Raw genomic sequence first — 12,708 nt, 5'->3', positions numbered from 1 at the left:
AAGACGATTGTTTCGTATTGTGTATCGAAATGTGAATATGATAGACATATCGCTCATGAAGCTCCCTCCACTCCAGTCGCTCCGATCCTTTGAGGCCGTCGCGCGCATGCGAAGCGTGACACGGGCTGCAGACGAGCTTTGCGTGTCCCACTCGGCTGTGAGCCACCAGATCCGCAAGCTCGAGGAGTGGCTTGGATTGTCGCTGGTCGAGCGTAATGGCCGGGGTATACGGCTGACCGAAGCCGGAGAACGCTACAAGATCAAGGTTTGCGAAGCTTTTGAAATGATCAACGGGGAAACCGAGCTCCTGCGACAGCGCGAGGCATCGCCTTTGGTGCGCGTGTCCTGCTTGCCTATGTTTGCGGTTTCCTGGCTCATGCCTCAAATGCACGACTTCTGGGGAAAACATCCTGAAGTACAGGTGGCCATACAATACTGGCGGGCAACAAACACGATCGACTCGACCATCGTTGATGTGGCTGTTCAACACGGAAATCCTGGCGAGTTTCCAGACTTCGTAGCCATGCCGCTGCTCGAGGGCGTAACTGTACCGGTTGCGTCGCCGGAATATTTGCAGAAAGTCAACTACAAGAATTTGAGCGACCTCACGCAGTTGACGTTGCTCCATGACGAAGCCAGAGATTTCTGGAGAATGTGGTTGCGAAAGGCATCGGCGGAGTACGACTTCGACCTTTCGCTCGCTGAGACGGGTCCGCTTTATCCGGACGGCAATCTCACTCTGGCGGCATGCATGGCTGGCGAGGGCGTTGCCTTGTTGCCGCGAGGTGTCGTGCTCTCGCAGTTGCGGGCTAAGACCCTGATTGCTCTGTCCAATATTGGAATTCAGGAGGATAAGTCTTACCTCCTGCTCACGCCGACGTCGCGACCGGTGCCGCGAAGCGCGCTGATTTTTGCGCAGTGGATGCAGTCCCTTCCAGGAACGATCAAGCTCGGCGTTCCGAGAAGATAAGCCGCATACCGCCAGAGCTGACGGCAGTCACTACCGCTGGCGCCAATGTTCAAGCGAGCCAGCGGTACTCAGCTTTCGTCTCTATGATTCACGTATCGGGGCATAGCATTCACTTGTCCCCATGCGCCCATCAGGCGCAGGTTCATCACCAGCATTTCATGGCGGCGTCTTCCGACATGCCCGCTCCAAACCGGGATGTTTCGACAAACCCGCTCCCTGCGGGCGTAACGCACCTCGCGAATACGACACCGCTTGCCTACACGGAGATTTTCTATGAACCGCGAACCTTTCATAACCTGTGCCGTAACCGGGGGCGGCGACTTTGCAGGAAAGAGCCCGCATGTACCGGTAACCCCGCAGGAGATCGCCGATAGCGCGCTGGAGGCGCACGAGGCTGGCGCAGCTATAGTTCACTTGCACGTTCGCGATCCTGAGACCGGCCTTGGAAGCCGGGACCTGGGACTTTACCGCGAGCTGGTAACGATCATCCGCGAACGCAACAAAGACGTCATAATCAATCTCACTGGTGGAATGGGCGGTGAAATCCTCTTCGGGTCGGCCGAAGCGCCGTTCCCGACGGCACCGGGAATGGATTTCGTTGGCCCGACGGAACGCATGGAGCACATCGTTGCGCTTCGGCCCGAAATCGCCAGCCTCGATACGGGCTCCCTCAACTTCGACGAGTCTCTCTATGCGACGACGCCGAACTGGCTAAGGGTGATGTGCGCGAGTTACCAGGCGAACAATGTGGTTCCGGAAATTGAGGTTTTCGAACTCGGTCACATCGAACTAGCAAAGCAACTGATCAAGGAAGGCTTGATCCGGCAGCCTCCAATTTTCCAGCTATGCCTGGGCATCAAGTACGGTGCGCCAGCCACACCAGACGCGATGATGGCAATGCGTAATGCTCTCCCGGCAGATGCGATTTGGGCGGGCTTTGGTCTGGGAGCCCAACAATTGCCGATGGCCGCTCAGGCGGTTTTGATGGGTGGCAATATCCGTGTCGGCCTTGAAGATAATCTTTATCTGGAACGCGGCGTTCTTGCCACAAACGCACAACTCGTCGCCAGGGCCCGACAGATCGTCGAGGCGATGGGTGCAAAAATTCTAACGCCTGGCGAAACCCGCAAGCGCCTCAATCTCCTTGGCTAGGAGCGGTCTCCGCTCCACATGTCGACCAAGGTCGCCGATATTCCGCGCACCAAATCCGGCAAGATCGGGGAGTTCGCCGTCCGCGACGTGGTGCATGGCCGACCGGTGAAGAACAAGGAGGCGCTCGCAACTCCCGGGCCCCGAGCTTTATGTCGGGTTGGATGAGCCGCGGGCAATCTAGAGAATCTTGCCAGGTCGGGAGGAACGATGTTGGATGATGTTTCGGTTAGGCTCGGCGGCAAGGTTGCATTGATCACCGGTTCCACGAGCGGAATAGGACTGGCAACAGCCCGCCTGCTTGCAAAGAACGGTGCGGATGTAGCATTGCACGGTTTTGGCAAAGAGGAGGCAATTCGGCATCTGGTCGATGATCTCGCTCGGGAATCGGGCCGGAAGGTCCTCCATTTCTCGCATGACCTTGCCGACATGCTGCAAGCTGCTCTGCTCATTGATGACGTCACCGGAGCATTCGGAAAAATCGACATCTTGGTAAATAATGCCGGGGTTCAACATGTGGCAGACATTGAGGCTTTCCCGGACGCAGAATGGCATCGCCTGATTGCCGTCAATCTGACCGCTTGTTTCACAACCATCAAAGCCGTCTGGCCGCAGATGAAAACCCGCCAATGGGGGCGTATTATCAATACGGCTTCCACACTGGCGCTGGCCGCCGAGCCGAGGAAAGCGGCATATGTCGCCTCGAAGCATGGCGTCCTTGGGCTGACGCGCGAAGTCGCGCTTGAGGGCGCCCGCCTCGGGATTACATGCAACGCTGTTTGCCCCTCTTGGGTTCTGACACCACTGGTCGCCCAGCAGGTAGAGGCAAAGGCTGCAGAACTCGGCAAGCCATTTCAGGAAACCGCCGAAACAGAATTCCTGACTGATATGCCTACTCGACGCTTCGTTGACCCAGCCGAGGTTGGCGCAGCTGTCCTTTTTCTCTGCAGTGAGTTGGCAAGATCCATCACCGGTGTTGCATTGCCCATCGATGGCGGCAGCCTGGCTATCTGACGGACCCCGTTTAGAAAACCGGCCTGTCGATGATCTAGCAGGCCAGGTACGGTCACGATCGAATCCCGGTGAACTCGTCGGCGGGCACTTCCGGATTGGCAGCCATGCGAGCGTGTGAAGCATCGATCTCGAAGAAATTTCCGACGGCTCTTTCGTCGAGCTGAGGTTGTCGTGAAAGCCAACCTCGATGGCTTCACAGGAAGCCAGAGCGACAAGGCGAAGCTTGCTCATTTATCTGCACACGCCGGTAAGGGCCTCGGGAGAACCGTCGTCAATTGCCTGCACATAAATAAGGTATTATTATATAACCAATCTGCATCCTCTGGCGCAGGCAAATTCTGGTATGAAAATGTCGATAAAATGTCAGTTTTTAGGATTAATTCCAATTCTAATATCGAAATCGTAACACAATAAAGGACTGCTTGACATACCTTTATATTTTTCTATTGTGATCCCTTGATTAGGGGAGACGTCATGCAACAGGCTAATTTGGCGAAAACCAGGACCGCTCACATCCCAGAACGGTTTAGGGGGCAAGTTGCCATCGTGACCGGCGGGGCAAGCGGAATGGGCAGAGCCCAGGCAATGAGACTGGCGGCAGAGGGGGCCTCCGTAGCAATTATCGATATCAATTTCAGCGCCGCAAATGACGCTGCCCAAGCCATACAATCTGAAGGAAATGTTGCTGAGGCATTCAAAGCAGACCTTACGGATCCGAACGAGCTTGATGACGCCTTAACCGCGATCCAAGCTCGGTTCGGAGCCGCTAGCCTGCTCTTCAACAATGCTGGAACAGTGCTTGTGAAGGGCTATACCGATACGACCGAAGCCGAATTCGATCATCTGGTAAACGTCAACGTGCGATCGGCCTTCATGGTGACACGTCGCATCATCCCGCAGATGATAGAAAACGGCGGCGGCTCGATCGTGATGATGTCCTCCGTCGCCGCGGCCCGCGGTTTTCCGCTTGAGTCCATCTATGGGATGACGAAGGCGGCGGTACAGGCGCTGACGTTCAACATAGCAATTGAGTATCGCGACCGAGGCGTGCGGTGCAATGCCATCTGCCCGGCTTTCGTTCGGACCCCTCATGGCCTCCGCGAGATCGACGCGTTCAAAACCCTAGGGGTCACCTGGGATGAGCGTGCCATTGCAGATACTCAGCTCAGAGTATGTGAACCGGAAGATGTTGCAAGTGTCGCCCTCTATCTGGCGTCGAGCGAAGCGGGATTCCTAAACGGCGTCGCCGTGCCAATCGACAACGGATGGATGGTAAAAGCTTGATCGAATAGACGTCGTTGGATGCGACAGATTTTGATCGGGCTCCAATAAACAATCGGGAACAAAAAACTGGAGATCGTCATGAGACATGTTTTAGGCGTCGCTGCCCTTTGCTTCGCAACCTTGGCCTCCTCTCTGGCTGCACAGTCCGCCGAGGTCGAAACACGAGCGCCCGTCAAGGTTCTTTTGATCAATAGCTCGGACGGAGACTTCATCGCGTCAGTTTATGGCGAGGTATTGAAAGAAGCAGGTTATAGGGTGCGCTACGTCCAAGCCGATTATGCCGCCAGCTACACTGCAGTCGCGACCGGCGACATTGATGTGTCGCTGGCTGCCTGGCAGACGACAGGCATCGAACTCACCAAAAATGCGCTGGCGACTGGTGACGTGGAAAACTACGGGCCGACCGGCGTCAAAGTGACAGAGGGATGGTGGTATTCCAACAAGGCGAAGGAAATGTGCCCGGGACTTCCAGACTGGGAAGCCTTGAAGTCTCCAACCTGCACAAAAGCATTGCAAACTGCGGAGACTGCGCCAAAGGGCCGATACCTCGACGCGCCTGCCGATTGGTTGACGGCTTCCGAAAAGAAGATCACGGATCTGAACCTTGATCTGGCTCTGGTGAATTCAGGTTCCCCGGGAACACTTGTTGCGGCGGTCAAGGGCGCTGTAGATCGCAACGAAGCAATCTTGTCGTGGGGCTACTTGCCACACCCGCTTTTCGGCAAACATCCCGAAAACTTCGTCAACTTGCCGGGCTTCCAGCGTGATCTCGACATTCTAAAGCTGGCAAACAAGACATCGTTTGCAAAGATCAAGATTGCCGGTGAAATTCTGAAGAAACTCAACCTTTCCAGCGATGACGTGGCAAAGGGGATGGACGCAATCGACAATGGCGGCGTTTCGGTCGAGCAAGCGGCACGCGATTGGATGGAAGCCCATTCCGATACGTGGCAATCGTGGCTGCCGAAGTGAACACGATGACCGATCGCGCGAAGATGGGTGGACGCCCCATGTTGGAGGCATCCGAGGTCTGGAAGGTATTCGGCAGCAAGGCTGCGCAATCGTGTGCCCGCGAGGAAGGGCCCGACGATCAAAAGATCGCAGCTAATGGGGGCGTAATCGGACTTCGCGACGCGACGTTCGACGTCGCCAAGGGCGAAATATTCATGATCATGGGGCTGTCCGGCTCGGGGAAGTCGACGCTCCTTCGTTGCCTTACGGGACTGTATGCCTGCACCCGCGGGCGCATTGCGATCGACGGTACTGATCTCACCCGCTTGAGCCGAGACGAACTTGTGGCGTTGCGGCGGCGGAAAATCAGTATGGTCTTCCAGAACTTCGCTCTCCTGCCTCATCTTGACGCCCTTAACAACGTGGCGTTTCCACTGCGGGTTCAAGGAGCGCCCATCGCGCAAAGGCTTGAGGAGGCTCGACGCGCGCTCCAGCTCGTCGGCCTAGCGGGCAAGGAAAGCTTCATGCCGCATCAGTTGAGCGGCGGCCAACAACAGCGCGTGGGCATAGCAAGGAGCCTCGTAACCGACCCTGATGTCTGGTTCCTCGACGAGCCGTTCTCCGCGCTCGACCCATTGATCAGAAAAGAGATGCAGGACGAATTTCGCCGCCTTCAGGAGCAGCTTCAAAAGACGATCATCTTCGTCACCCACGACCTCGACGAGGCCGTACGTCTCGGTGATCGTATAGCGGTCATGGCGGATGGAAAGATCCTCCAGATCGGAACCCCGCAAGAGCTCGTTCTCAACCCGGCGAATGACTATGTGCGCCGTTTTGTAGGCGGGCTCGCGCGCGACAAGGTTATTCGCATCGGGTCCATCATGGAACCCGTCGAAACGGGTCTCAATGGAAGCCAGGTTAAGGCAACGGACATGTTGTCGGAGGTTCTGCCCAAGCTCTTCCAGGCGGACCAACCTCTGCCGGTGGTCGACGAAACGGGTGCAGTGGTTGGTCAGGTATCAAGGCAGAAAGTGGCAAAATGGCTGGCGTAAAAGGGATGGGATTGGCGGTTCCCGAGCCTCTAGGCCCGTCAGCGTGGCAATATAAAATTGCTGCTTTGCTGTTGGTCGCGGCCATTGTAGCCACGGCCATATGGCCAGTCCTGACTCACTATCCGGCCGCCTGGGTCGTTCGCATTGATGAAGTGCTGGATGGGTGGCTCAAGGTAGCGCTTAGCGGATGGAAGATTGGCGGCATTTCCATCTCCGACATAACGCGCGCTGCCAGTGCCGTGCTGTCCTATCCGATCGACCTGACGATACAGGGGGTTACACAGGGCATATATCTCTCAACGGAGCGTTTCGGCGATATAGAAATACCGCCGCTTCCCTGGCCGGCGACGATGGCGTTTCTCATTCTTGTGGCATGGCGCATCGGAGGTTGGGCACAGGCGGTCCTCGCCAGCACTTTCCTACTTTACATTATGCTGTTCGGATTATGGGAATCGACACTCACCACGCTGGTTTCGGTACTTTTTGCTGTCGCTATCGCGAGCGTGGCCGGGCTCTTGCTCGGCATCGCGTGCAACCGCTATCCCCTTCTCTCTCGGTTCATGCAGCCGATCTACGACTCCCTGCAGACTATACCTATCTTTTCGTATCTTGCGATCATCCTTATCTTCTTCGGTTTCGGACAGGTCGCCGCTCTCGTCGCAACCGTGCTCTTTTCCATGCCGCCGATGGCCCGAGCCACGGAACTCGGGCTGTCCCAAGTTCCACAGACCGTTGATGAGCTCGCCGACATCGTTGGCTGCACGCCCATTCAACGGCTCGTCTGGGTTCGGTTACCGGTGGCGCGCCAAGCCCTGCTGATCGGCCTAAATCAGGTAACAATGCTATCGCTTGCGATGGTTATCGTCGCTTCAATCATCGGCGCCGGCGGCTTGGGGGCGGATGTTCTACGTGGGCTGAAGTCGATGCAGCTCACTCAGGCCCTGCTCGCCGGTCTTGCCATTTCGCTTATGGCGATCACGATCGATCGCACCATGCGTGCTTCGAGCAACGGGCCTGGTCACGGCCGCATCGGATCCCGCCACTTTCTCATCGCCTTGGCCGGGGCACTTGTGATCTCGCTGCTAGCCGCTCACTTATCGGAGCGCTTTCTCTACCCGCCCCTTGACCCGTTCATTGATACCGGCCGGTTTTTCGATGATGCTCTGGCGGAAGTCAATCGGCAGGCCCAGGCCAACCTTGCGGCCGTCCAGGGCTGGTTTGTACGGTTCATTCAGCTTCCGTTCCGCGATCTGGTTGTCTCGCTGCCCTGGTTTGCGACCTCGGTTACCATAGGAATTCTTTTTTACATCCTATCGGGCCTGCAAAGCGGAGTGGTGTTCGCCAGCCTGATGGCCTCACTCGCAGTCCTGGGCCTTTGGGACAAGGCCATGATGTCGCTTTTCGTCGTGCTCTTGGCGTTCCTCATTTCGGTTGCCATCGGGTTTCCTCTGGGGCTCGCGATCGGGATGAACAAGCGGGCGTTCGCCTGGATGGAGGCGGTGGCCGACATCATTCAAACACTTCCAACTTTCGTCTATCTTATTCCGGTCGTTGTGCTTTTTGGCGCGGGCGATTTTCCCGCTCTCGTGGCGATCGTCATCTATCTGGTGGCACCGATCACGCGCTATACGGCGAGCGGAATTCGATTTGTCCCGGAAAGCCTCCAGGATGCCGCCGACATGCTGGGCTGCACCAGACTTCAAAAGCTCTTTCTCGTGAGATTCCCGGTTGGCTTTCCGCATATACTGCTCGGCCTGAATCAGGCCGTCATGCTCGGCTTCGGCATGCTTGTGATTACGGCTCTGGTGGGCTCGCGCGGCCTTGAAGAATCCACACTGGTAGCAGTCGCTCAAGTCCGTCCGGGCCTCGGCCTGGTTGCCGGATATGGCATAGCGGTTCTTGCGATCGTCATGGATCGCCTACTCCGTGCAATGAGCCTTCGCCTCCAGGGCGGGATCACGAAATAGGAACCGTGTATCATGGTAGACCGAGAGAATTCATCCCGCCCACTCGATGGACAGACATTCGACTATATCATCGTTGGCAGCGGATCGGCGGGCGGCGTGCTCGCCTCCCGTCTCAGTGAAGATGACGATTGTAAGGTACTGCTGGTCGAAGCTGGTTCTGCGCGTCGATCCTGGACAATCGACATACCGGGCCTGCTCTTCCTAAACTTCGAACGGCCGCGATACAATTGGCAGTTCGAAACGGAACCGCAACCGGAGCTGGGTGGACGTCGCATATACCAACCACGCGGGAAAGCGCTCGGTGGAAGCAGCTCCATCAATGCCATGGTTTACATGCGCGGCCATGCAGAAGATTTCAATGGCTGGGAAAAGGCGGGGGCCGAAGGTTGGAACTACGAATCTGTCCTCCCCTATTTCAAGAAATGTGAATCCTTCGCCGACGGAGGAGACCCCGTCTATCGCGGATATGATGGGCCTGTAAAAACACGCAAATCGAAAATATGGGCCCCGGTTCAAGAGGCCTTCATGGCAGCGGGGGCCGAAAAGGGATATCCATCATCCGGCGACCCGAATGGGTATCAGCAGGAAGGCTTCTCGATGTTCGACATGAATGTCGGTGGCGGCCTGCGTTATGGAACGCTTCAGGCCTATATCCGGCCGGCAATGGGCCGGAAGAACCTCTTCATCGCAAGCGAAACTCGATGCCTGAAGATCCTGACGCAGGGAACACGCGCCACGGGCGTACAGCTTCTCAGCAACGGCTCTCCGTGGAAAGCCATCGCTTCCAAGGAGGTCATTCTGTGCGCCGGTGCGGTCCAATCACCGCAGCTCCTGCTTCTATCGGGGATCGGCCCCGCGAACGAACTAACGGCGAAGGGCATTTCTCCAATTGTCGATTTGCCGGGCGTGGGTAAAAATCTGCAAGACCATGTCGAAATCCATCTCCACTGGCTGACGAAGAAGCGAGTCGCCTACAACGGATACCTGATGCCGCATAAGGCGGCAAAGGCAGGACTGGACTGGCTTTTCAAAAGAGATGGCGTGCTCGCGAGCAATGGTTTCGAATGTGGCGCTGTTTTCCGTTCAGACGAGTCGGTCGCATATCCCGACCAACTCATCCACTACTACCCCGTCCATTTGAAGGGCTGGCGGCCGGATTTTTTGGGACACGGGTTTGCGCTCGGACTGAATTACATGCGATGCCGCAGCACGGGTACGGTCCAGTTGAAGTCGGATAACCCGCTTGATGCCCCCATGATCGACCCAAACTATCTTTCCGAACCCTATGATCTGGATCGAATGGTCCGGTTTGTGGAGTTGGGCAAGGATCTTGCCTCGGCAAAGGCCTATGATGGCATTCGCGGCAAAAGTCTGATTCCTGATGACGCACTTTCCAGCCGAAAGAAGACGGAGCAATGGATCCGTGAAAATCTCGCCAGCGCCTATCATCTTTCGGGTACGTGCCGGATGGGATGTGACGAGCTCGCAGTCACCGATTCAGCCGGATGCGTTCATGGAACCACAAACCTGCGGGTTGTCGATGCATCGCTGATGCCAAATGTCACGAACGCCAATTTGAATGCGCCGATAATGATGATGGCCGAACGCATCGCCGATATCATTCGCAAGCGCCCTCTTCTCGCTCCAGAAACCGCGCCGTGGGCATAGCGCTGTAGTCCCTGCCTGAGACCATAGACGATTGGATCTCGCTCGCGGGCGACAGCGGGGTCAGCTGTTTGGTCCTATCGATTGCCGCGTCCGATCGGGCGAGCACCGAATCGATGAAGGCTAATTCTGCGTCCAACCCTGGCACCATTGTCATCGCATGCCCTCAAAACGAGGCCACTCACGACAGAAAGGAGCGGTATCCAACGCATACCGCTCTATGACAGGCCGCTATTCTGGACGATACTCACCGCTCGTTGTATTACCTGGAACCATCCTCTCCGGGCACGCTTCCGACAGCCATTCGATCAGGTCAGCAACCTTGCGCCGGGCCTCAGCGCGGGCCGGGTAGATGGCGTAGTAGCCGTAGCCGCTTTCGATGATGCGGGAGAAGGGTTTGACGAGCTTGCCGTTCTGCAGGTCCTGGCTGGCGAGGTAAACATCGCCCATCGTGACGCCGTAGCCGCTTGCGGCGGCCGTCATGGCAAAATCCTGCGTGTCGAAGATCTGGTGGCGCGCAGCGCGGAACTCGTAAGCGCCTTCCGCCTGCAACCACAATGCCCAGTCGCTCTGGCGCGGGTTGGAGTGTAGCAGCACGCAGGACGACAGACGATCGAGCGTCGCCGGATCGCCGAGGGTGTGGGCGAGGGTCGGCGAACACATGGGCGCCAATTTTTCGGGAAGCAGCAGAAAGACGTCCATTCCCGGCCAATGGCCGTTGCCGTAGGTGATCAGGAGATCGATGTCGCCGACCGTGAAGGTCGGGCGGGCGAACCAGGCGGTATCGATCGTGATGTTGAGGTCGTCGTGGCGGCTTCGCAGGTCCGGAAAGCGGGGCAGCAGCCAGCGGCGCGCGAAGGTCGGAGGCATTCGGATGGTGAGCGAGCGGCTTTTCGTTCGTGTCGCCTCGAAGGAGTTGCGCAGCGAAACGAGCAGCCCGTTGACGATCGGCATGATCGCTGCGCCCTGCTCGGTGATGACGACCTTGCGCGTGTGGCGCTCGAAAAGGCTGCAGCCGAAATAATGCTCCAATTGCTGGATCTGGCGGCTGATCGCGCTCTGGCTGAGGTTGAGTTCGCTCGCCGCGGCCGTGAAGCTGCCGGTTTCCGCGACAACCGCGAATGTCTGGAGCGTCTGGAGGGGCGGCAGGCGATTGTGCTCGAATACCGACGTCACAGGGCTTCTCCGCGGTGGCAACGGGTCATTTAAACCGTCGCCATCGCCGCGGTAAAGCGCAGATCGGCGCGATCAGGCAAGAAGGGCACGCAATTCCGCGATGGCGCTCCTGACCTGCTGAGGGGCGGTTCCGCCCGGATGGTTGCGGCTGGCGACGGAGCCTTCGACGGTAAGGACGCCGTAGACATCCTCGCCGATAATGGAAGCAAAGGCCCGCATCTCCGCAAGCGGCATATCGGAGAGGGTCGCAAGGTCCTTTTCGCGCGCAGCGCCGACGATCGCCGCGACCGCATGATGGGCATCGCGGAAGGGCAGGCCGGCGCGCACGAGATAGTCGGCAAGGTCCGTCGCGGTGGAATAGCCTTGTTCGGCGGCCGCCAGCATCCTGGCCGCGCGGACCTTGATCGTCGGCAGCATCTGGGTCGTCACCGTGACCGCGCCGCGCACGTTTTCGAGCGTATCGGTGAGCGGCGGCTTGGATTCTTGCTGATCCTTGTTGAAGGCGAGCGGCTGGGCCTTCATCAGGGCCGCCGACGTCGCGAGGTTTCCGATGATGCGCGCCGCCTTGCCGCGCACCAGCTCCGCGAGGTCGGGGTTCCGCTTCTGTGGCATGATCGACGAGCCGGTGCAGAACTGGTCGCCGACCTCTATAAAGTCGAACATCGGCGTGCACCACAGGATGACTTCTTCCGAAAAGCGTGAGAGATGGCCCATGATGACGGCTCCGGCGGCGCAGATGTCGACCACGTAGTCCCGATCGGAAACGGCATCGAGCGAGTTGCGGAAGGCGCGGGCAAAGCCGAGTTCGGCGGCGCTGTAGGCCGGATCGATGGGATAGCCGGTGCCGGCAAGCGCCGCCGCGCCGAGCGGGGAGACGTTGAGTCGCTCGCGTGCCTGGCGTACCCGCTCCAGATCGCGCAGGAACATTTCCGCATAGGCCATGAGGTGATGGCCGAAAGTAAGGGGCTGGGCCACCTGAAGATGGGTGAAACCCGGCATGATCGTTTCCGCGTGACGGTCCGCGAGATCGACGAAAGCGAGCACAAGGGCTTTGAGCTCAGAGGCGAGCGCATCGAGTTCGGCGCGGGCGTAGAGGCGGATGTCCGTCGCCACCTGGTCATTGCGCGAGCGGGCGGTGTGCAGTTTCTTGCCGGCGTCGCCGACGAGCGCGGTCAGGCGGCTTTCGACATTCATGTGAACGTCTTCGAGTTCCTTCTTCCACGCGAAACTGCCGTCACGCATTTCCCCGGCGATCTGGTCGAGGCCGGACTGAATCCGCCCATTCTCCTCCGCCGTCAGGATGCCGGCCCGCGCCAGCATGTCCGCATGGACCTTGGAGCCGGCGACGTCGTAGAGCGCGATGCGCCGGTCCTGGTCGAGGCATTCGTGGAAATCGCGGAAATCCGTGGAAACCGCTTCCTTGAAAAGCGGCGACCAGGTCGTCTTTGCCAGTGTCGTCATATCATCCTCTTAGCATTCT

Annotated in this window: 11 protein-coding genes; 9 read left to right on the top strand and 2 right to left on the bottom strand. The window is 58.0% G+C overall.

Going from position 1 to position 12,708, the window contains the following annotated elements; all coding sequences use genetic code 11:
* The first annotated feature begins 37 nt into the window (after nt 1–37).
* From AC1RWL_RS00805 to AC1RWL_RS00765, 9 genes are all read left to right on the top strand, one after another.
* The gene (locus AC1RWL_RS00805; RefSeq protein ID WP_493158181.1) at nt 38–970 is read left to right on the top strand and encodes a LysR family transcriptional regulator; all 933 of its coding nucleotides are present in this window, start codon (nt 38–40) and stop codon (nt 968–970) included.
* Nucleotides 971–1,243: 273 nt separating this feature from the next.
* Nucleotides 1,244–2,122 (top strand): beta-keto acid cleavage family enzyme, encoded by an 879-nt coding sequence (locus tag AC1RWL_RS00800; RefSeq protein WP_493093686.1) that lies wholly within the window; start codon nt 1,244–1,246, stop codon nt 2,120–2,122.
* 18 nt (nt 2,123–2,140) lie between these two features.
* Nucleotides 2,141–2,287 carry a hypothetical protein gene (locus AC1RWL_RS00795; protein ID WP_493093872.1) on the top strand — a complete coding sequence of 49 codons (147 nt, stop codon included), beginning with the start codon at nt 2,141–2,143 and terminating at the stop codon, nt 2,285–2,287.
* Nucleotides 2,288–2,329: 42 nt separating this feature from the next.
* Complete coding sequence (locus tag AC1RWL_RS00790; protein ID WP_493093687.1) at nt 2,330–3,133, top strand: 3-hydroxybutyrate dehydrogenase; 804 nt, start codon at nt 2,330–2,332, stop codon at nt 3,131–3,133.
* A 474-nt stretch (nt 3,134–3,607) separates the two neighbouring features.
* Nucleotides 3,608–4,417, top strand: a complete 810-nt coding sequence (locus tag AC1RWL_RS00785; protein ID WP_493093688.1) for an SDR family NAD(P)-dependent oxidoreductase — start codon at nt 3,608–3,610, stop codon at nt 4,415–4,417.
* Between the two features lie 78 nt (nt 4,418–4,495).
* A complete protein-coding gene (locus tag AC1RWL_RS00780; protein WP_493093689.1) occupies nt 4,496–5,389 on the top strand; it encodes a glycine betaine ABC transporter substrate-binding protein in 894 nt (297 codons plus the stop codon).
* Nucleotides 5,365–6,420, top strand: coding sequence for a quaternary amine ABC transporter ATP-binding protein (locus AC1RWL_RS00775; protein ID WP_493158179.1), 1,056 nt, complete (start codon nt 5,365–5,367; stop codon nt 6,418–6,420). Before AC1RWL_RS00780 ends, AC1RWL_RS00775 begins: the two co-directional genes overlap by 25 nt.
* On the top strand, nt 6,408–8,387 hold the full coding sequence (locus AC1RWL_RS00770; RefSeq protein WP_493093691.1) for an ABC transporter permease: 1,980 nt from the start codon (nt 6,408–6,410) through the stop codon (nt 8,385–8,387). Before AC1RWL_RS00775 ends, AC1RWL_RS00770 begins: the two co-directional genes overlap by 13 nt.
* A 12-nt stretch (nt 8,388–8,399) precedes the next feature.
* On the top strand, nt 8,400–10,055 hold the full coding sequence (locus AC1RWL_RS00765) for a GMC family oxidoreductase (RefSeq protein ID WP_493093692.1): 1,656 nt from the start codon (nt 8,400–8,402) through the stop codon (nt 10,053–10,055).
* Nucleotides 10,056–10,283: 228 nt separating this feature from the next.
* Here AC1RWL_RS00765 and AC1RWL_RS00760 read toward each other — a convergent pair whose 3' ends face one another.
* Together AC1RWL_RS00760 and argH are read right to left on the bottom strand one after the other, a co-directional pair.
* On the bottom strand, nt 10,284–11,228 hold the full coding sequence (locus tag AC1RWL_RS00760; RefSeq protein ID WP_493093693.1) for a LysR substrate-binding domain-containing protein: 945 nt from the start codon (nt 11,226–11,228) through the stop codon (nt 10,284–10,286).
* Between the two features lie 72 nt (nt 11,229–11,300).
* Entirely contained in the window at nt 11,301–12,689 is a 1,389-nt protein-coding gene (gene argH, locus AC1RWL_RS00755; protein WP_493093694.1) for an argininosuccinate lyase, read from the bottom strand.
* Between the last annotated feature and the right edge of the window lie 19 nt (nt 12,690–12,708).

Source organism: Shinella sp. GW821-FHT10F02 (assembly GCF_058809275.1).
This window is presented reverse-complemented; position numbering and strand designations above follow the sequence as displayed.